20 protein-coding genes are annotated in these 19,784 nt (G+C 63.4%); 12 read left to right on the top strand and 8 right to left on the bottom strand.

What is annotated here, in order from left to right:
- Window positions 1-405 precede the first annotated feature (405 nt).
- Window positions 406-1,317 (bottom strand): LysR family transcriptional regulator, encoded by a 912-nt coding sequence (locus AC1RWI_RS17170; RefSeq protein ID WP_492867636.1) that lies wholly within the window; start codon window positions 1,315-1,317, stop codon window positions 406-408.
- 180 nt (window positions 1,318-1,497) lie between these two features.
- Between AC1RWI_RS17170 and AC1RWI_RS17165 the strand changes: the two genes are divergently transcribed.
- Window positions 1,498-2,274: a sulfite exporter TauE/SafE family protein gene (locus tag AC1RWI_RS17165; RefSeq protein ID WP_492867634.1), complete on the top strand. Its 777-nt coding sequence runs from the start codon at window positions 1,498-1,500 to the stop codon at window positions 2,272-2,274.
- A 54-nt stretch (window positions 2,275-2,328) separates the two neighbouring features.
- On the opposite strand, the gene AC1RWI_RS17160 is transcribed toward AC1RWI_RS17165, so the two are convergent.
- The 3 genes from AC1RWI_RS17160 to AC1RWI_RS17150 form a co-directional block, all read right to left on the bottom strand.
- Window positions 2,329-3,903, bottom strand: coding sequence for a peptide chain release factor 3 (locus AC1RWI_RS17160; RefSeq protein ID WP_043357489.1), 1,575 nt, complete (start codon window positions 3,901-3,903; stop codon window positions 2,329-2,331).
- 135 nt (window positions 3,904-4,038) lie between these two features.
- Window positions 4,039-5,004, bottom strand: coding sequence for a YihY/virulence factor BrkB family protein (locus tag AC1RWI_RS17155; RefSeq protein WP_043358678.1), 966 nt, complete (start codon window positions 5,002-5,004; stop codon window positions 4,039-4,041).
- A 79-nt stretch (window positions 5,005-5,083) separates the two neighbouring features.
- On the bottom strand, window positions 5,084-5,251 hold the full coding sequence (locus AC1RWI_RS17150) for a DUF1328 domain-containing protein (RefSeq protein ID WP_043357491.1): 168 nt from the start codon (window positions 5,249-5,251) through the stop codon (window positions 5,084-5,086).
- Window positions 5,252-5,518: 267 nt separating this feature from the next.
- Here AC1RWI_RS17150 and AC1RWI_RS17145 point away from each other — a divergent pair, with 267 nt between their 5' ends.
- The 7 genes from AC1RWI_RS17145 (at window position 5,519) to AC1RWI_RS17115 (ending at window position 11,109) form a co-directional block, all read left to right on the top strand.
- The gene (locus AC1RWI_RS17145; RefSeq protein WP_173430747.1) at window positions 5,519-5,689 is read left to right on the top strand and encodes a hypothetical protein; all 171 of its coding nucleotides are present in this window, start codon (window positions 5,519-5,521) and stop codon (window positions 5,687-5,689) included.
- A 480-nt stretch (window positions 5,690-6,169) separates the two neighbouring features.
- Window positions 6,170-6,718 carry a FapA family amyloid fibril periplasmic chaperone gene (locus AC1RWI_RS17140; protein ID WP_158408354.1) on the top strand — a complete coding sequence of 183 codons (549 nt, stop codon included), beginning with the start codon at window positions 6,170-6,172 and terminating at the stop codon, window positions 6,716-6,718.
- On the top strand, window positions 6,715-7,326 hold the full coding sequence (locus AC1RWI_RS17135) for a FapB/FapC family functional amyloid domain-containing protein (RefSeq protein ID WP_492867631.1): 612 nt from the start codon (window positions 6,715-6,717) through the stop codon (window positions 7,324-7,326). The genes AC1RWI_RS17140 and AC1RWI_RS17135 overlap by 4 nt, the downstream gene beginning before the upstream one ends.
- 18 nt (window positions 7,327-7,344) lie before the next feature.
- Complete coding sequence (locus AC1RWI_RS17130; RefSeq protein ID WP_492867629.1) at window positions 7,345-8,151, top strand: FapB/FapC family functional amyloid domain-containing protein; 807 nt, start codon at window positions 7,345-7,347, stop codon at window positions 8,149-8,151.
- Between the two features lie 80 nt (window positions 8,152-8,231).
- Window positions 8,232-8,924: a C39 family peptidase gene (locus AC1RWI_RS17125; RefSeq protein ID WP_043357497.1), complete on the top strand. Its 693-nt coding sequence runs from the start codon at window positions 8,232-8,234 to the stop codon at window positions 8,922-8,924.
- A gap of 1 nt (window position 8,925) precedes the next feature.
- The gene (locus AC1RWI_RS17120; RefSeq protein WP_492867627.1) at window positions 8,926-9,717 is read left to right on the top strand and encodes a hypothetical protein; all 792 of its coding nucleotides are present in this window, start codon (window positions 8,926-8,928) and stop codon (window positions 9,715-9,717) included.
- Window positions 9,718-9,777: 60 nt separating this feature from the next.
- Complete coding sequence (locus AC1RWI_RS17115; protein ID WP_492867625.1) at window positions 9,778-11,109, top strand: transporter; 1,332 nt, start codon at window positions 9,778-9,780, stop codon at window positions 11,107-11,109.
- 56 nt (window positions 11,110-11,165) lie between these two features.
- Here AC1RWI_RS17115 and AC1RWI_RS17110 read toward each other — a convergent pair whose 3' ends face one another.
- From AC1RWI_RS17110 to AC1RWI_RS17100, 3 genes are all read right to left on the bottom strand, one after another.
- Window positions 11,166-12,536 (bottom strand): sigma-54-dependent transcriptional regulator, encoded by a 1,371-nt coding sequence (locus tag AC1RWI_RS17110; protein WP_043357499.1) that lies wholly within the window; start codon window positions 12,534-12,536, stop codon window positions 11,166-11,168.
- A gap of 125 nt (window positions 12,537-12,661) precedes the next feature.
- Entirely contained in the window at window positions 12,662-13,132 is a 471-nt protein-coding gene (locus tag AC1RWI_RS17105) for a hypothetical protein (RefSeq protein ID WP_043357501.1), read from the bottom strand.
- A 403-nt stretch (window positions 13,133-13,535) separates the two neighbouring features.
- Window positions 13,536-13,892: a hypothetical protein gene (locus AC1RWI_RS17100; RefSeq protein WP_043357503.1), complete on the bottom strand. Its 357-nt coding sequence runs from the start codon at window positions 13,890-13,892 to the stop codon at window positions 13,536-13,538.
- A gap of 433 nt (window positions 13,893-14,325) precedes the next feature.
- On the opposite strand from AC1RWI_RS17100, the gene AC1RWI_RS17095 reads away from it, so the two are divergent.
- Together AC1RWI_RS17095 and AC1RWI_RS17090 are read left to right on the top strand one after the other, a co-directional pair.
- Window positions 14,326-14,529 (top strand): cold-shock protein, encoded by a 204-nt coding sequence (locus tag AC1RWI_RS17095; protein ID WP_006159057.1) that lies wholly within the window; start codon window positions 14,326-14,328, stop codon window positions 14,527-14,529.
- 1,688 nt (window positions 14,530-16,217) lie between these two features.
- Entirely contained in the window at window positions 16,218-17,312 is a 1,095-nt protein-coding gene (locus AC1RWI_RS17090; protein WP_043352635.1) for a replication protein RepA, read from the top strand.
- Between the two features lie 219 nt (window positions 17,313-17,531).
- On the opposite strand, the gene AC1RWI_RS17085 is transcribed toward AC1RWI_RS17090, so the two are convergent.
- Complete coding sequence (locus tag AC1RWI_RS17085) at window positions 17,532-17,735, bottom strand: cold-shock protein (RefSeq protein WP_043352637.1); 204 nt, start codon at window positions 17,733-17,735, stop codon at window positions 17,532-17,534.
- A gap of 365 nt (window positions 17,736-18,100) precedes the next feature.
- On the opposite strand from AC1RWI_RS17085, the gene AC1RWI_RS17080 reads away from it, so the two are divergent.
- Together AC1RWI_RS17080 and AC1RWI_RS17075 are read left to right on the top strand one after the other, a co-directional pair.
- The gene (locus AC1RWI_RS17080; protein WP_043357505.1) at window positions 18,101-18,760 is read left to right on the top strand and encodes an AAA family ATPase; all 660 of its coding nucleotides are present in this window, start codon (window positions 18,101-18,103) and stop codon (window positions 18,758-18,760) included.
- A 2-nt stretch (window positions 18,761-18,762) separates the two neighbouring features.
- Window positions 18,763-19,776 (top strand): ParB/RepB/Spo0J family partition protein, encoded by a 1,014-nt coding sequence (locus AC1RWI_RS17075; RefSeq protein ID WP_043352638.1) that lies wholly within the window; start codon window positions 18,763-18,765, stop codon window positions 19,774-19,776.
- The last annotated feature ends 8 nt before the right edge of the window (window positions 19,777-19,784 follow it).

Genomic DNA, 19,784 nt, shown 5'->3' with positions numbered 1-19,784 from the left:
CCCGTGATGCATGCAGGCGCATGCATCACGTCACGGCTCACCCATGCACACTCAATGATGCAATGTAGCAACAGAAAGACATGCAAGGTGATTTTTTGCGAATGATTCGTATTTATAATGCAACCATCTCGATGCATCGAATGCACACCATTGCCGCCAGCGCTTCACAGGCATTGCCATTGTGCAGCCCACCTCCCGGCTCTTCGGCGCCGCGATCGACGCCGCCCTGCTCTGCCTCGCCTTGTCCACACACGCTGACGACCCGCAGCCGGCCGCTGCCCCGGCAAGCCAGGGGGCTTTCAGCGCCGAAAGCGCCCTTAACGCCGTCACGGTGGTCGGCAACTGGCTGGAGAGCCCGAACGAGGCCAGAATCTTTTTGAAATGGCCTCTAAGCCACCAAGGCGACTACCGAGGCGACAGCGCCACGCGCAGGCACTGCGCCAGCGCCGCGGCGGCTGGTGCGGCGTCGCGGCGCGACAGCAGCAGCACGCGCGTATCACAACGCGTATCACAACCGGCATCGGCCAGCGGTACGCACCGCACGCCCGGCGGTGCCAGGCGACCGAGCGAAGCCGGTACCAGGGCCACGCCGAACCCTGCCTCCACCAGCGCCAGCTGCGACAGCTTGCGCGAGATCGCCGCCGCCGCGCGCGGATAGAAGCCGCGCTCCAGGCAGCACTGCGCCACGCGACGGCTCAGGCCGCCCCGGTCAGGATGCGGCAGCGACACGAAGGGTTCTTCGCGCAACCTATCCAGCGCCACGCTTTCCTCGTGCGCGAGCGGATGCGCGCTGCTTACCGCCAGCACCAGGCGCTCTTCATAGAGCGGGTCCACCTCGACGCCGGGAAGCCGGCGCAGCAGCGGCTCGCGCGCCAGGCCCAGGTCGGCGCGGCCCTCCTCGATCTCCATGGCCTGCTGTTCGCTGGATGCCTGCGAGATCTCGAAACGTATCCCCGGGCGTTTGGCCTGGTACGCGCGCAGCACCGCCGTGCAGGCTGGCGTCAGCGGCACCGAGCTGGAATGCAGCAGGCGCACCGTGCCTTGCTCGCCGCGCTCGACCTGACGCGCCTGCGCCGAGGCCTCGGTCAGCTCGGCCAGGATGCGGCGTGCCGCCTCCAGGAAAGCGCGGCCGGCCGGCGTGGTCTCGACATGGCGCGGCTTGCGCACCAGCAGCGCCACCTGCAGCATGCCCTCCATCTCCTTGATCTGCCGGCTCAGCGCCGACTGCGCGATAAAGAGCCGCTCCGCGGCCAGGCTAAAGCTGCCGGCATCGACAATTTCAACGAAGTAGCGCAACTGCTTGAAGGACGGACTCATTGAATGGGCGGGTTGATGGGACGCACGGGCTGACATCGGCCCGAGAGCGTGCGCGCAAGTGTGCCATGGCGCGCGCGCCGCGCCCAGCACACTGCCATGCCGCTTTGCGATGGATCGCGGGGCGCTTTGATATTGGTCCGCACATGCGGGCGTCCCTATGCTGTGGGGCACGCAACCCTGATGCCAATGCCCGTGGACCTGACCGCCCTGCTGCCCGATGTTTCCCTGCCCGCCTACCTCGCCATGTGCTTGGCGATCGCCGGCGCCTACGTGATCTTCGGCATGGCGGGCTTCGGCACCGCGCTGGTGGCCGGGCCGCTGCTGGCCTACCTGATGCCGGTGAGCCAGATCGTTGCGCTACTGGCGTTGATGGACTGCACGGCCGCAGCCTTTGCCCTGCTGCGCGATGGCCGCGCCGCAGACCGCGCCGAGCTTGGGCGGCTGCTGCCCTGCATGCTGGCCGGCAGCCTGGTGGGCGCCGCGCTGCTGCTCAAGCTGCAGTCGGACCTGCTACCGCTGCTGCTTGGCGTATTCGCCATGGGGTATGCAATCTGGTCGTTTGCCGGCAAGCGACCCAGCGGGTTTACGCCACGCGCGGCGCTGCCCTTTGGCCTGGGCGGCGGCCTGTGCTCGGCCATGTTCGGCAGCGGCGGCTTTCTCTATGCCATCTACCTGTCGGGCAGACTGGGCAAGGATGCCATGCGCATGACGCAGTCCACGCTGATCGGCGTGAGTACGCTGACGCGGCTGGCGCTATTTGCCCTGGCGGGAGTCTATGCGGGTGCGGCCATCATCAAGCTGGCGCTGCTGCTGGCGCCAGCGATGGCGCTGGGCCTGTGGGCCGGGCGCAGGATCACGCTGCGCTTGTCGCGCGAGCAGTTCCTGCGCATGGTCAATGCGGTGGTGCTGTGCTCCGGCGGCGCGCTGGTCCTGCACTACCTGCTGCGCCTGGATTAAACGCGCCGCCCGAACGGGCGGCGCTTGCGCCAGATCGCTCTGGCGGCGCGAAAATCAAACGATTTCGCGCGTTTCCATGAACTGCAGCTTGGGGAAGCGCTCCTGCGTCAGGCGCAGGTTGACCATGCTGGGCGCCAGGTAGACGTGGTCGCCGGCACCGTCGAGCGCTACATTGTGGCCCGCCTTCTCGATCAGCTTCTCGATCTCCGCGGGGTCGCCCTTGAGCCAGCGCGCGGTGGCGCAGTCGTGCGACTCGAAGATCGCGTCGACACCGTACTCGTGCTCCAGGCGGTGCGCCACCACGTCGAACTGCAGGATACCGACGGCGCCCAGTACCAGGTCGTTGGAGGCGATCGGGCGGAACATCTGCGTCGCGCCCTCTTCCGCCAGCTGCTGCAGGCCCTTTTGCAGCTGCTTGACCTTGAGCGGGTTGTTCAGCCGCGCGCGGCGGAAGAACTCAGGCGCGAACGACGGGATGCCGGTGAACTTGAGCGCCTCGCCCTCGCTGAACGCATCGCCCAGCCGGATGGTGCCGTGATTGGGCACGCCAATGATGTCGCCGGCGTATGCCTCTTCGGTCGTATTGCGATCCTGCGACATGAAGGTGATGGCGTTATTGATGGCCATGGTCTTGCCGGTGGACACATGCAGCACCTTCATGCCGCGCTCGAAGCGGCCCGAACAGACACGCACGAACGCGATGCGGTCGCGGTGGCGCGGGTCCATGTTGGCCTGGATCTTGAACACGAAGCCCGAGAACTTGGGCTCCTGCGGCTCCACTGCGCGCGACTCGGCATTGCGGCCCTGCGGCGGCGGCGCCAGCTCGCACAAGGCGTCCAGCAGCGATTGCACGCCAAAGTTGTTGACGGCCGAGCCGAAGTACACGGGCGTCTGCTTGCCGCTGAGGAACGCGTCCTTGTCGAAGGCATGCGACGCGCCGCGCACGAGTTCGATCTCGATGCGCAGCTCTTCCGCCTGGGTGCCCAGCACGCGGTCCAGCTCCGGGTTGTCCAGGCCCTGGACCATGGCCGAGGTGCCCTTCTCGCCGTGCGGGTCGAACAGTTGCACGCGGTCGTCGATCAGGTGGTACACACCGCGAAAGGCCTTGCCCATGCCGATCGGCCAGGTCATCGGCGCGCACTGCATCTTCAGCACGTCCTCGATTTCGTCGAGCAGCTCGATGGGCGAGCGGCCTTCACGGTCGAGCTTGTTGATAAAGGTGATGATGGGCGTGTCGCGCAGGCGGCAGACGTTGAGCAGCTTGATGGTCTGCGCTTCCACGCCGTTGACCGAGTCGATCACCATCACCGCGGAGTCCACCGCGGTCAGCGTACGGTAGGTGTCTTCGGAGAAGTCCTCGTGGCCCGGGGTGTCGAGCAGGTTGACGATGTTCTCGCGGTACGGGAACTGCATCACCGACGAGGTCACCGAGATGCCGCGCTGCTTTTCCAGCTCCATCCAGTCGGAGGTGGCGTGGCGGTCGGCCTTGCGCGCGCGCACTTCGCCCGCGACCTGGATGGCGCCACCGAACCACAGCAGTTTTTCGGTCAGGGTCGTCTTACCCGCGTCAGGGTGCGAAATGATGGCAAAGGTGCGACGACGCGCAATTTCGGATACGAGCGAGCTCACGGCAGTGGATTCGGCAAACAGAAGATGAAAAGGGGCCCGGGGCGCAGCGGACCGGCGCCAGGGGCCGGCGCGACCATCAGCTTGCGGTCGGGGGCCGGGCACTGCGGGCATGCACGAAGGGAATCGGGCCGTATTTTACCGGTTCGCGGGACCGGCCGCGCGCGGATCGGGCGGCGGGTTGGTGCTTTGCCCTCGCAAACTGCCGAATTGCAGCGCGTACTGGCGGGTCAGCTCGGCACCGAAGAAGAAAATTTGTGCCGAATAGTACACCCACAACATCAGCGCAACCACAGAACCCGCTGCCCCATAGGACGAAGCCACGGCACTATGGCCCAGGTAAAGGCCAATCAGCCGCTTGCCCACCGCGAACAGCAGGGCGGTGATGATGGCGCCCATGACCACGTCACGCCAGGCGATGCGGGCATTGGGCAGCATCTTGAAGATCACGGCGAACAGCAGGGTCACCACGCCAAATGAAAATGCCGTTGAAAGCGCGTCCGCCACCGGCGCAAACCACGATTGCGTCCACATCTGCCCCCAAAACCGGTCGACCACCGCCAGCGCGGCATTGACGATCAGCGACACCAGCAGCATGAAGGCCAGCACCAGCACCAGGCTGAACGAGAGCAAGCGAGCGCGCAGCAATTGCTGCCAGCCGGCGCCCTGCGGCGCAGGCGTCTCCCAGATCTCGTCGAGGCTGCCTTTGAGTTCCGCGAAAACGCTGGTGGCGCCGACAAACAAGATGCCGGTGGCGATGGCCGCGGCCAGCCCGCCACCACCCGAGCGGTGCGTGGCGGCAAGGATTTCCTGGATGGCAGCCGCGCCCTGGGCGCCAACGAGGTCGTCGATCTGGGCGAAGATCTCGCCCCGTGCCGCTTGCGCGCCAAAGAAGACGCCGGCAATCGAGATCACCAGCACCAGCACTGGCGCCAGCGAGAAGAGCATATAGAAGGACAGCGCCGCGCCCTTGCTGGCGGCTCGGTGCGCCAGCCATGCGCTGACCGCGGCCAGCACCACGCTGGCAGTGCGCGTGGCGGTATGGCGATCGGGCAGCCAATGGCCGATGCCGCGAGCGCGTTGCTTGGGCGGCGCGCGGTCCAGGGGCTGATCGGGGGAATCTGCTGGATTCAAGCGTGGACCCCGTTGTTGGTCGGGCGGCTAAAGGGTCAGGCGACCTGCCCTAGCCCCGGTCTTTGCTCAGGCCCCATATCAACGACACCGCGCACAGCACGAGGAAAATGATGAAAAGGATCTTGGCGAACTCGGCCGCCGCGGCGGCGATCCCGCCGAAGCCAAACACGGCCGCGATCATGGCGATGACGAAGAAAACCACGGCGTAGCGCAACATGATGGGACTCCAATGCAGCCTTCTCCCGTTTTGTTATCCGTTCCAAGGTTCATGATACAGGCCATCCCGCGCTTTGCCCAAGCCGCCAGGACGCGGCGCGCGCCCCGATTCCAGCCCGGTCCGGGTGTTGAACGGCTAGACTGAAAGACGGGCTCGCGCCGTCTCGCCACGGGTAAAACGGCGCCACCGGAGCGGTTGGCCGCAAGCACCGGCCGCCCGGCTACCGTCCTCCCGCACACACCCCTTCGACAACCAGAAGGAGGCACCATGAACCGGAAAACCCTCCGCCGCCTTGGCACGGCCGTCTTCCTGGCGCTCGGCCTGCTCGCCGCCGCTGGCTGCGAGCGCAGCCAGCCTGGACCCAAGCCGATCTCCGGTGCACTGGATGAGCAAGCCGCCGGCACCGCGCAACCAGCCTTGCCCGTGCTGTCGGCCTGAGCACCAACAGCTTCGCAACGGCGCGCCCAGGCCAATGCCGCCAGCCCACGCATCACGCTCCTGCAAGCCCGGAGCGTACCCGTTTCTGCGTACAGAGCCGCGCGCCGGCAAACGCGCGTAAAGCGGCGCAGACGAGGCGCAAACGGCCCGGGCCGCCCGCCTCGCCGCAGGTACCAAAGACGGGGCGGCATACTTGCCGGCCCCTGCCCTGTTTCAGCAATGCAACCAGGACCAGCCTGCCCTTGCTAGCACGCATGGCGCGTCGTCGTGCCAGACTCAGCATGGCCGCGCGCCCATTCGGCGATCGCTTTCTTCCGGCGCCCTCGGCAATGCCGTGTTACAGCGCCGCAACCAAAATGTTCTTCCTCTATCAGGGAACTTCCGCGCGCTCTTGCGTACCACCCGCAAACCGTTGACAGCGCTCGATTGCAGGGTATTGGCACGCTTGTCGCTCTGTTCGCCACAGGGAGACATAAAAAAATGACGCGACGAGTCCTACAACGCGGGAGTGAGTTCAGCCATGCGTCAGCCGCCAGCGCGAATGACGGCACGGAGGCGTTCGTATCGACTGGCGCGGCCTGCGCCATCGGTCTTGCAGCTTTTGTCGCCGCCCTTGCTTCCTTCTCCGCGATTGCCGACCCAGGCGATATCGTCGTTCTGCGCAGCGTCGAGCCGCGTATTGCCTATCGCGGCATACCGCAGGGGGACATGCCGATAGCCGCCGCTGTCGAGCCGTTTCCGTCCGCACGCTTCCAGCAATCCACCGCCGCCGTGGCCAGCGACCTGACCGACAGCGATCTCGCTGCCGCGGTAGGCCGCAGCGCGGCCGGCGCCGCCGTGTCCGGCACCAGCCAGTCCACCACCGGGCGGCTGGCCCTGGCGCCCAGCCAGATCGAGGGCTTGGCCAATGGCAGCGGTGCCGGGAGCGTTTCGGGCGGCATCGCCGCTCAGGTCGCGCAGGCGACCGGCAACATGACCGGGGCCTTGATGCACGGATTGGTGCCGCTTGCGGTGGGAGGCCGGCCATGACCCGCGTCCACTTCGCACGCGGCAACCGCGCTGCCTTGCTTGCCGGCCTGATGCTTGCCTGCCCGCCGCTTCACGCGCAGGTCCAGGGCGCAGCCACCGACAGCACCCGCATCGATGCCGGCGCGCTCACCGGCGTTGCCGGTCGCGCCGCCGTGAACCTCGCCGCGGGCAGCGGCAACGCGCAAAGCAACCAGACCGCCATCGCGAGTGGCAGTGCGGACGTGCGGTCGCAGCAGCGTGCCGGCGCAACCGCGCCCGCGACAGGCGCCGTCAGCCAGATCGGCGGCGGTGCCTTCGCCAATGGCAGCGGGCTGCTTTCAGCAAACGTGGCCAGCGGCAACGGCAACGTGCAAATCAATGCGGCAGTGCTGGCGCCGGCCGCCAGCGTAAAGATCGAAGCCATCTCCGACGGCTTGCTAGCCGCGGAATCGGCCGGAGGAAGTCGCCCGGATTCAGCGGGCCACGCAACGGGTCCGCGCGAGGCAGTCATCCAGCCAGATGCCTACCGCAACGCAACTGGCCTGGTGCAGCTGAACCAGACGGCAGGATCGGGGAATGTCTCGTCCAACGTTTTTGTGCTCCGTCCCCCGGCGGGCACTTTTTTCTAAGCAGGGAAGGAGAAAATCATGAGAACGAAAATCCTCGCCATCGCAGCGGGCATTGCGCTTTCAACCAGCGCATTCGCGGGCGGCTTCAGTTACTTCGACCGGCCGGACGACGCCGATATCTACAGCCAGACAGCGATCAGCAACGACATCTATGTCCGTGGTTTCGGCTTTGCCTGGGGAGATATCCACTTCAGGTCCGAATCGGGCGCAGTGGTCAACAGCCAGCAAAGCGCACGCGACAATAGCGTGCGTATCGGCCCGTCCACCAACAGCGCATTCGGCGGCGGCAACGCGTTGTTCAATGCGCAAGGCAACATCGGCGTGAACATATCCGCAGGCGCGGGCAACGGCCAGTCCAACCAGGCCGCGCTGGCCAGCATCGACGCGTCGGATGTCTTCGCCTCGGCGCAAGTGTTCTCGAGCCAGAAGACCGGGGGTAACGGCATGCACATGGTCGGCGCCGCAAACAGCGCCAGCATGGGCGATAACATGTTGGCCGGTGCCAAGGGCAACGTCGGCGTGAACATCGCCGCGGGCGCCGGCAACCTGCAGAGCAATGCGCTGGCGGCCTCGGTCAATATGGGCGGCGGCGGCACCGGCCGCAACGGCGGGGACCCCGTCGGCGCGCTGGCCAAGGCAACCGCGTCCAATGACCAGACCACCTACGGCAATGACCTGTCGATGTGTGGCTGCAGGCCGAACAACGCCGCCACGCTCAACGGCGGCGCCCTGGCCAATGCAGTGGGCAACATCGGCGTGAATATCGCCGCCGGGGCCGGCAACGCGCAGAGCAACGGGCTCGCCATTTCCACGGCGACCCACTGAGCACTGCGGCAACAGCACGAACGCGGCTGGAGAGCCGGGACCCGGGGGTCACCGGCTCAACCCGCCCAAGGGGGAGTGTCATGCGCGCGCTATTCCGCGTGACCGGGGCATGCATGCTGCTGGCAGCAGCATGCAGTGCCAATGGTCAGAGCACGATGACGATCGACATCGACGGACAGCCGATGCTCAGGAAGCCCGTCAAGAGCATGCTCGAGATGCGCTACCAGAACATGATGCGCCAGCAGCTTGACTTCAGTTGCGGCGCGGCCGCGGTAGGCACGCTGTTGCGCTACGGCTACGGTTATGACCTGGCGGAGCCCAGGATCGTCGAGGACATGCTGCGCATCTCCGACGCAGACACCGTGGTCAAGAATGGCTTCTCCATGCTCGACATGCGCAACTACGTCGAAACGCTGGGCTTGCGCGGGCGGGGGTTCCGCGTGGACTACAGTGCCCTGCGGCAACTCAAGATCCCGGTCATCACCTTACTCGACGTCAACGGCTACCTGCATTTCGTGGTGGTGCGCAAGGCCATCGACGGGCGCGTGTTCGTAGCCGATCCGGCACTGGGCAACCGCATCATCAAGGAGGAGGATTTCGCGGCGAACTGGAACGGGCTGGTGTTCGCCATCATCGGCCGGCCGTTCGATCCGAACTCGCCGCTGCTCGATATCGCCGCGCCCGCCTTGCGCGACCGGACCAACGCCGCGCTGGCCGGGGGCATGGTGCCCGCGGCGCTCGACTTTGGCCTGATACGGATGGACTATTTCTGACATGGACACCGCACGGCGCCTCCTCTGCCTGAGTTGCTCCGCCGGCATGGCGCTGGCCACGCCAACGCTCGCGCTGGCATCCGCGGCGGCTGACGATGCCAGCGACGTGATGGCATCGCCAGCAATGGCGGAACTCGTCTCCGACGCGGAGATGGCCGGCGTGCGTGGCAAGTACCTGGGCGCGGCCCTGGTCAGCGGCTTTGTTGTGGAAATGGTTTCGCGCTGGCAGAACGATACGGCGATCGCCACGGCAACCGCCCGCGTCGCCGCCGCCAACCTCGCCACCAGCAACGCGGCGGCGCAGGCCACGGCGAGCTTGTCGGCTCACGTCCAGAGCCTTGCCCCGGGCAATGTGCAAGGCAATGGCGGCACGGCCAGCGCCGCAGTGCAGGTGGCGGGCGTGGGCCAGGTCGCGCAGATCGCCGGCGACGGCAATTCGGCCAGCAACGTCAGCACCATCACGACCCAGACCACGCCCATCGCGGCGGCGTCCACGGCGAGCGTGACAAGCGGCAACCTGGCTGCGCAACTGGCTCACGGCAACGGCATCACCGCCAGCGCTACGGTAGTGCCGGGCGGCGGCGTGTCGCTGGCCATCCAGTCGGCCGCGGGCAGCGCCACGCAGAATGCGCAAAGCGGCAGCCTGATGCAGACAGCACGCATCACGGGCGATGCGCAGCAAGTGCTCAACCTCACCAACATTACGCTGCAGGTGCAGCAACTCACGATCCGGCAACTGACGCAAACCAGCATGCGGGACGCACTAGCGGCAATCGCAACGATGCGACGATAATCCAGCATGCGCAGGGCTGGCGCACCCGCTTCGCGCCCATTCAGATTTCCGGGGGGAAAGATGAAGACCGAACTCGCTCTGATGGGTACCCTGGCGGGTACGCTGATCTCGGCCGGCGCGTGGGCGCAGGTCAGCGCCCAGCCCGGCGCCGACGAGCGGATCGAACGGCTGACAAAACTGGTCGAGCAGCAAGACAAGACCATCAAGGCTCTCGAACAGCGCCTGAACGACCTGGAAATGGTCGGGGCGCGCGGGCGAGGGGTAGTAGCAGGAACGGGGAGCAGTGCCAACGGGAACGCCGGTGGCGGAATGACCGCCGCCGGTGTTCCCTCCTTGGCACAAAGCGCAAGCCCTGCCGCGGGCGGCACGGCCAACGCAACGCCCGCCGGCGACACGCCGGTGGTGGGTTCGGATGCGCGCGAGACACAGCAACAGGCGCGCGTGCAGAGCAAGGACCTGGTCTACCAGAGCGAGCATGCGCCGCTGTTCGAGCGGCGCCTGACCATCGACAGCGGCTTCATCTACAGCTACTACGACCGGCGTGCACTGTCGCTGTCCGGCTTCCTGGCGCTGGACGCCATCTTCCTCGGCACCATCAACCTCAACCAGACCAAGTCGCACACGCTCACGTATGACACCATCGCACGCTACGGCCTGTCCGAGCGCCTGTCGATGGACTTCGATCTGCCGGTGACGTACCGCAACACCAACTTCATCTCCGGCGGCGCGGGCGGCTCCGCCTCGAGCCTGTCCGATGCCACGCTGAGCACGACGGCGCTGGGCGATATCAGCATGGGCCTGTACTACCAGTTCCTGCGCGAAAGCGGCGCCGCACCCGACGTGGTCGGCAGCATCCGCGTGCGCGCCCCCACCGGGCGCTCGCCGTTCGGCATCAAGCTGGTCTCGGCGGATCCCAACAACAACAACCTGAACATCGCCGACCAGTTGCCCACGGGCAACGGCGTATGGGCTGTTACGGCCGGGTTGTCGCTGCTCAAGACTTATGACCCCGTGGTGTTGTTCGTCAATGCCAGCTACACCTATAACATCAAGCGCTCGGTGAGCGATATCTCCTCGGTGCAGGGGCAAGTCACGCCGGCCGACGTAAAACTGGGCGACACCATCGGCTTCGGCGGCGGCCTGGCGCTCGCGCTCAACGACCGCACGTCGATGTCGATGGCCTTCAATGCCGCGATCTCATCGAGCACGCAGGTCACCACCGCGGGCGTCACGCAGACCGTGATCGGCAGCCGGGCCAACGTGGCCACCATGACATTCGGCTTCAATCACGTGATCACCAAAGGCTTGTCGGTGAGCACCGCGATCGGCCTCGGACTCACCCCGGATGCGCCGAACTACACGGTGACGCTGCGTTTTCCCTATACGTTCTGAGCGCCCCGGCCCGACGAGAAAAGCGGGCCGCGGCCCGCCTGTGCTGCGTCGGCCGGCTATTCGCCGGCGCCGGGATGCGCTTCGATCCGGATATTGTGCTTGTGCATCAGCCGGTACAAGGTGACACGCGAGACGTTGAGCTCGCGCGCGGCGGGTACCACGTGGAAGCCGTGGCTCGCCATCACGGTACGGATCGCCTCGCGCTCCGCCTCCTCGCGGATCGCGTCCAGGGTCTTGCGCGGCGAATCGCTGCCACCGTGCAATTGCAGGTCCTCCGCGGTGATCTTGCGGTTATCGGTCATCACGATCGCGCGCCGTACCCGGTTGATCAGTTCGCGCACATTGCCCGGCCACTCGTATTGCATCATGGCCTGGGTGGAACATGGCGAGAATCCGCGAATGCGCCGATGCGCCTCGTGGCCATGCTCGGCAAGCACCGAGTTGGCAAGCAGCAGGATGTCCTCCCCGCGCTCGCGCAGTGGCGGGATCGACAAGGTCAGAACGCATAGCCGGTGGAACAGGTCGGCACGGAAGCGTCCGTCGGATTGCGCCGCCACCAGGTCCACGTGCGTCGCCGAGATGATGCGCAAATCCAGCGGGATCGACTGGTGCCCGCCAAGCCGGGTGATGGTGCCTTGCTGCAAGAAGCGCAACAGGGCTACCTGGCTTTCCAGCGGCAGGTCGCCGATCTCATCAAGAAACAACGTGCCGCCCTGCGCCTGCTCGATCCAGCCGATCTTGCGCTGGTTGGCGCCGGTGAACGCTCCCTTTTCATAGCCGAACAGTTCGGATTGCACCAGGTGCGGGGGAATGGCGCCGCAGTTGATCGCCACGAACGGGCCTTTGCGCCGGCTCGAGGCTTCATGAATGGCTTGCGCCGCCAGCTCCTTGCCGGTGCCGGACTCGCCGGAGATAAAAACGGGCGCCTCGTTGTGCGCGACCTTGGCGAGCGAGCGGAACATGCTGCGCATCACTGCACACTCGCCGATCATGGGGCCGTGGCCGATCAGTTCGTGGCTGCCCGCGCCATGCAGGCAGGCCATGCCGTGGGCATGTTTCAGCGTGTAGAGCAGTTCACTGAACGAAAACGGCGTGCGCACGTAGTCCACGCAGTAGTCGCGTATCAGCCGCCTCACGCGTTCGTCCTCCAGCATGCGCGACGACGTGATCGCCACCCACATCACGTGCAGGTATTGCAGGCTCTGCTCGAGCTGCATCAGCTCGGCATCACTGTATTCCGTCTCGAGATCGAGCACGCCAGCCATTGGCGCACTGCCCCGCACCACCCGGCTAAGGTCCCGGATCTGCTGGATGTGGCGAATCTCCCAGCCGGAGCCGAACTGGGCCGGATCAAATCCATAGGGTTCGTGGCGGGATACGACCAACACCTGTGCGGTGCGTGTCGCCGCCTTGCACAGTCGGTCCATAACGTTCTCCCTGACATTGAGCATCTTGACTACTCCGGCTTGCGCCGCGGTCCCGTTCTCGTGCGGGCTCCGTGTGCGGTCAAGCTGAGTCGGTTGGGGGAGACCCCCCACGCGCAACGTCGGCATTACGGCTTGGACAAACTGCGGGACTGCTCGCCAAGAATGGCGCTGTGGTCGCTACCGGCATGGAGCTGGTCGCGAATACGTCGGCGCACCAGGTCTTTTTCGCGCATCAACTCGGCGCGTGGTGCTTCGGGCGATTGGCCGGAATACCGGTAATAGAGCGCCTTGTAGGTCAACTGGCTGAGAATCCATTCCTGCAGCAGCGCGCGCTGGCGGGACAACTCGCCATCCATCGATCGTTGCCGCTGCAGCAATTGTTCGATCGCGGCACGCGCGTGGGCCGGCAACGCCTGTTCCTGGCTCAGGAACGCTTCGACGATACTAGCGGCAGGGTCGCCACGCTCGCCATCGCGGCTTCGGCGCGGTGCCTCGGCGGCGGCTTCTCCCAAAGCCGCCCAGGCACGGTGAATGGAAAGACTAGCGGACTCGCTGATGGGCCCCATGGCGGGTCGCCGGATTTCTCCTGCAGTCATGATTGATCCCCGTTGAACAACACCCCCGGCACTACACGTTCGCGATTACCACTTTTGTTTAGTCTTATTGTTTGCTCTTGTCGGGCGGGCGTGTCTCCGCTCGCTCCTTTCGTGGTGGCGAAGCCATCTTGGCGATGGTCTGCTCATTCAGTCCTTGCCCTCTTGCTTGAGATGGACTTGTTGTGTCGCTACTGCAGGCCTGAAGACGCTGAGTCAGCTGGCGCGGCCCCGGAGTGCCGGAGTCAAGAAGGGGCGCCCTGAAGCGCCCCGCAATCTGCCACGCCTCTAGTTCAGTGCATTTAGGCCAGTTTGTCCAGCCCTCAGTATGGGTACTCAGCCGAATATCATCCTTTAGTATGAACGTTCTGCTACACACAATCTGCCACGCGAGGTAATTGATCACTTACATTTCGCGCAGAAATGGGTACGCGAATTTTATCCCGTGGTGTACGCCGGCGACGCAGAAACAGGTACGGCGCCGATTTGCGGGGAAGGGGAGGAGGCCCGCGCCCAGCCACGCAGAAACGGGTACGCTTTCTCTCATCACCCGGCAAACGCGCTCGCCAATGCTGTCCTTCCGGCAGGCGGCAGGCTCAATGCTCAGTACTCCGGCGGATAGTGAAACTTGAAGACGAAGACCACCGCGATGATCCACGCCCATGAGAGTAGCGCTGGCGTCGAACAGATCGACCAGGAAGAGCACCTGCAACTCGGTGCGCACGTCGGTCCGGTGCTCTGCAAGCTTGAACCAGTGTTCCACCAGCGAAATGCCGGCGGCGGTGCGACGAGTGGCGTCGGTTGGCTGACGGGTTGGGGCCCCTTGTTTTCGTCGCGGCCGTGCTTGCGGATTGCGGTTCAGGTTGCGTACCGTGCACGCCGGGTCTGCCGAGCGTACTTTCGGGTAATTTCCGCCACGGCACGGCACCAGCGGCGAATAGGATCCATCTGAAAAACGTGACGATCCGACCGCGGCTCGCAGTGGATCCAGGCAGACATCCAGAATGACCCTACCTTGACGCTGGCGCTAATCCGCCGTATAAACCCCGCTAGATTCAAGCGACGAGGCAACAGCACATTCGTTAGCCACCGTCATGGTACTTCCGTTGTCCATGGTGTCCTTTCCTTGAGTTGCTTTGCTCGGATATGCGTGAGCTATCCGTTTCTTTTAAATTTTTCCCAGGAAAAGCAATACCATGCAAACCGGTATCGTTAAATGGTTCAACGACGCCAAGGGCTTCGGTTTCATCAAGCCGGACGCTGGCGGTGACGATCTCTTCGCGCACTTCTCTGAAATCCGCTCCGACGGTTTCAAGTCGCTGCAGGAAAACCAACGCGTGTCGTTCGAAGTCAAGAACGGCCCGAAGGGCCTGCAAGCTGCGAACATCACGCCGCTGTAAGCAGTAGACTGGCACCCCACTAGGGGTGCGCCCAGTCAGGAAAACCCCGCCTCTCGAGGCGGGGTTTTTTTTGTCCGGCAATCCTCCCGGCCTCGCCCGGATCCGGCGCCGCTGCGGGATCGCCATAGGAACGGCGCCACTGCTCTCACCTGGCAACGCCGTCGCTCGGGCCACCGCGGAGCACGCAGAAACGGGTACGCGCCGATCTCTGCGGCCAGTTCGACTCCGCAATGCCTCTGAGTCCCCACGCAGAAACGGGTACGCCCCATCCTCGGGACCGCGATTTCCTAGCCCGTGTCCGCCTCTCCTGAAGCCAGGCGGTGACCCAGGCACGCAGAAATGGGTACGCAAGGCATGAAATTCCACCGCGCGCCGGCATCCGAGCACCGAGAGCATCTCCGCGGGCATCGCGCAAGGGGCTGACTGACGCAATATCGCAACGCAGAAACGGGTACGCCCCGTTTTTTTTCTTCCCGCTGCCCCAACAGCTCAAACGCCTGAAATTGCGCAGAAACGGGTACGCCCAAAGGCCCATACCGAGTTTCCCAGCGCTCGGCAGGCGCCTTCATGCGGTCCCTCGACCGCATTCCACTTCTCCTCCCCTCCAAAAATCCTTGTCCAAGGACGACTTGGCTCCTTTTCCGCAGAAACGGGTACGCACAGCACCCTTTCCAGTCGCGTTGTGGCCGCAGAAACGGGTACGCACAACTGACCGGTGCCTGCGGCATACGACCGCGCCGGCGCCAGTCTCATCGGGGACATGCGCAGAAACGGGTACGCCCGCAAAGATCCTTTTACTCATTCACTCTTTTTGAGTGCAAGCACTCGCTTTCTGTACAAAGCTTGTGTATAATAGAAAGAAGGGAGTTTTGCGCTCGACAAAACCGGATCCGATTACGCAGAAACGGGTACGCACCTTGAAAAACGAGGTCGCAGCGAGTCCGCAGAAATGGGTACGCTTTTGGCGCCGCGCGACTCGAAACGAGGGTTCGCAGAATTGGGTACGCCGCAGAAACGGGTACGCTTCAAGTCAGCGAGCCCTGAAAAGCGGGTTTTCAAATGCCGTAGCGCAGAATTGGGTACGTAAACGGAACGACAGGGGTGCTCACGACGCAGAATTGGGTACGCAAAGCGGTGAGGGCGGTCTTGGTAAACTGGGATGCGTACCCAATTCTGCGGGGATAACTACTCCGGAATGCCGGTTTACGCGGTATACGTGACGAAAAGCGCTCTGCGCCCGCAGAAACAGGTACGGTTTTGGCGCCTCCGGCTGTGGAAAAGCCTGTGGGAACAGGGACTTATCCACGCAGAAACCGGTTCGGGCTTTGCGCTGAAACGGGTTCGGTATACCGCAGAATCTGGTACAGCACTTCGCAGAATCGAGTACGGTTTCACGCAGAATCGGGTTCGCCCGGGGTGTTTTTCCTCATAAGAATCAAGGATCTGGGTCTCCCGTATACGGTTTACAAGTAGTTAACCCATACTCTTAACGTTTACCGGTAGCTGATGGCTGGCCTTCCGTGGACAACCCTTCGGGATTGCCCACCGTAGTCCACCATGCAACCAGCCATGAGACCCAGCACACCCAAAACACGCGGCATTGCAGGAAATTCATCTACCGAACCCGTTTCTGCGTGACAAGGCGGATTGCTTCGCGTAAAAAGTCGTGTATTCCGAAGCACGCCAATATGCCCATTAAACGCAACCAGACCATCCTTGGGTCCCGCGGTCCAGCAGATATGGACAGTGAGCCGTCCCGCATCATCGTTCCCGGCGACGAGAACAGTCTGGTTCCGTCCGAGAAATTCCAGCGCCTGTTCGACGAAGCCCAGGCCATGGAGCGCGAAGATGCATGGCAAAGCGGCGAAGTCGGCTTCTTGAGCCGTGCCAGTGTGCAGGTCACCTTGCCTTACCGGGCGCCAAAGGGCGCTCCGCCCGTGTGGACGCGCACCAGTGGAAACATTTCACTGATGATCCAGCCTGGATACTTCACCCAGCAGCGTTCAGAAAAAGCCAGCAACGGACGCCAGAAACTGGTGTCCGAAACGGTCTCGCTTGGCTATCCCTATGGCTCCTATCCGCGCCTGATGCTTGCCTGGATCGGCAAGGAGATCATGGCCAAGAAAAAGCGCGGCGAGTTTACCGGGACGGTCGAGGACCGCCGCATCTCGCTGGGCAATTCGCTGTCCGAGTTCATGTACAACCTGGGCATTCCGATGGCCACGGGTGGCAAGCGTGGCACCATGACCCTTGTGCGGCAGCAGATGATCCGCCTGTTCTCCGCCACCATTGCGATTGTCCAGAACAAGTCCACGCCGAGCCAGAATCAAAACCCGAACCACGAGCCGCTTTCGATCGATCGCGTCGGCTATCTGCTGGCAGACCAGCTGTCGACCTGGTGGGATCCCATGCAGCCGGGGCAGGGCTCGATGTTCGAGAGCTTCGTGGTGCTGTCCGAGCCTTTTTTCAATGAGCTGGTTAACCGGCCTGTTCCGGTTGACATGCGCGCGCTGAAGGCACTCAAGCAGTCGCCGTTTGCGCTGGACGTATACTCTTGGCTGACCTATCGCTTCTTCACGATCCAGCGGCGTACCGAGATTCCCTGGGAAGCCTTGCAGATGCAGTTTGGCACTGAAACTGAAAGTGAGCGGAAATTCCGCGCGCTGTTCCGTAAGGCGCTCAAGGATGTGCTGGTTGTCTATCCTGGCGCCAAGGTGGATGCGGATTCGTCCAAGGCGCTGATCCTGCAGCCTTCCCGTACGAGCGTTCGCAAGCTCGCCTGAGCCTGGGTGCATGCATTGCCGAACCCGCCTGCCCAATGAGCTGGCGGGTTTTTCGTTGGGCCCCCGAGATATTGCGTGAAGGTGCCTGGATGCCGAGCGAGCATCGTCGGCCCTGCAAGAAGCACAAAAGGCAAGCGTTATACGCTTGCCTTTTGCTTTGCCTACCGCGTCAAGCCCGAGAGCCAGGCGCAGTCTGCGATTTCGGCGTGATTCGTGAGATCAGGCCGGCTTGATGGCGGATGCCTGCAAGCCCTTCGGGCCCTGCTTTACTTCAAACGTGACGCGCTGACCATCCTTGAGCGTCTTGAAGCCCGAACCCTGGATTTCGGAGAAGTGCGCGAACAGATCCGCACCGCCGTCGTCCGGGGTAATGAAGCCAAAGCCCTTGGTCTCATTGAACCATTTGACCGTACCGGTTGTCATGTGAATTTCCTTTCGAAGCAAGTTCTTGTACGCAACGCAAACAACGCTAACAACCGTTCAAGCACGCTAAGTTCTCGTAGTTACCGAACGGACGCCGACGAGGTGACACGACTTGACTCGACTGTTGCGGGCATCATAACCAGTTTGTCTAGTTGTGTCATGTGCGTCGAAAGACGCACTGCCGCTACTTTAGGCGTATTCCGTGCCGCATTTCAAGTGGAAATCTTTCATTTCCATAACGCGAAATATTTTCGCCAATATTATATTTAAAATATAAATTCAAAAAACAGTTGAGCCAGCACGTCACTTTGACTAAAGTTGCGGCTAGCGATAATCGCGCTTTCAGCGCTGAAAGAGAGGTCGTAGTGCCAGCTAAAATCATCACGGTCTTCAACCAAAAGGGCGGATGCGGAAAGACCACGGTCAGCATGCATCTCGCAGGGACGCTCGGATTGCGCGGCGCGCGATCGATGCTTGTCGATATGGACGAGCAGGGCACGGCAACGCGCTGGGCCGCGCAGGCAAGCGATGAGCGGCCTTTTCCTGCTTCGGTGATCGGCCTGGCGCCGTCCGGCGGTGCAATGCACCGCGAAGTCAGGAAATTCATCCAGGACTACGATTACATCGTGGTCGATTGCCCCCCGGCGGTACATTCGGCGGCACCCTCAAGCGCCCTGCTGATTTCCGATCTGGCAATCATTCCGGTCGTCCCATCACCTCCCGACCTTTGGGCGGCCGTGGCAGCGAAGACCCTGGCCCAACACGCTCAGGTCCAGAACGAAACGCTGCGTATCCGCGTCATGGCAAACATGGTGCAACGGCGCGTTTCCATTGCGCGCCAGGCGATTGAGATTCTGGGGGACGATCTGGAAATCCCGTTGATGCAATCGATGATCGGTTCGCGCTCGCCGTTTCGCGAATGCCAGGCGATTGGATGCACCGTGCACGGCGTGGCAGGCGCGCGTGAGTCCGTGCAGGAAGTCGACATGATGGTCGACGAAGTATTGTCTTTGATTGAGCAATAGGTATGGCGACAAAATTGAAAAGCCTCAAGGCAGGCATGTTGGCGGGAATGGCGGCAGAAAAAACCCGAGGGGACGCGATCGATCGCTTTGCCCGCGCCGAAGCGGCAATTTCGCAACACCCCAACGGCTTGCTTCAGGCGCGCGGCCGAGAGCCGAGCCCCATTTTCAGCGCTGAAAGTGAGCCCGAGGAAGAGGGCGGCCGAATCCTGATGAAGGTGCCGCTGGCGCAACTCCACGACAATCCTTTCAATGCCCGCCGCATCTACGACCCCGTGGTGGTGCAGGAACGCGCGGCTTCGATCGCCACCCATGGCCAGAAGACACCGGGCCTGGCGACGCCGGACCCAGCGCGGCCGGGGCACTACATCCTGATCGATGGCCACTACCGCAAGCGGGCGCTGGCCTCCGCGGGCAAGCTCGAGATGGAATGCTTCATCGAGAGCAACCTGAATGACCTGGATTTCTACCGGTTGTCGTTCCTGCTCAATGAGCAACGGTCCGACCAGTCGGCGCTGGACAACGCGATTGCCTGGCGACAACTGCTGGATGAAGGCAAGGTCCAGAAAGAGGAAGACATCTGCGAACTGACAGGCATGTCAGCCGGCACGGTTAACAAGACACTGGCGCTGCTCAGACTGCCCGAGTCGGTCCTGGGCGTCATGCGCGAGCGTCCCAGCGCAATCGGGATTGCCACCGGCTATGAACTGACACTCTATTGCAAGATCGTTGGAGAGGACCGCACGCGGGACCTGGCCACGCGCATCATGGCAGAGGGCTTGTCCAGCCGTGAAGTCGAGGCGATTCGCAAGCACGCGCAAGAAGGCAAGGCACGCAAGATCAAGGAGATCAGCCGGCAGTACAAGATCCGCAGCGATGCCGGACAGCTGCTGGGCACGATCAAGGAGTGGGATTCCGGGCGCGTGGTGCTGGACGTGCAAGTGAACGACCGAGGCGCGCGCGAAGCGCTGGTCGAAACTCTCAAGGCGCGTTTTGGCCTGGAGAAGACCGCTAGCTGACAGCTTGC

Source organism: Cupriavidus sp. MPR-AND1C (genome assembly GCF_058809705.1).
This window is presented reverse-complemented; position numbering and strand designations above follow the sequence as displayed.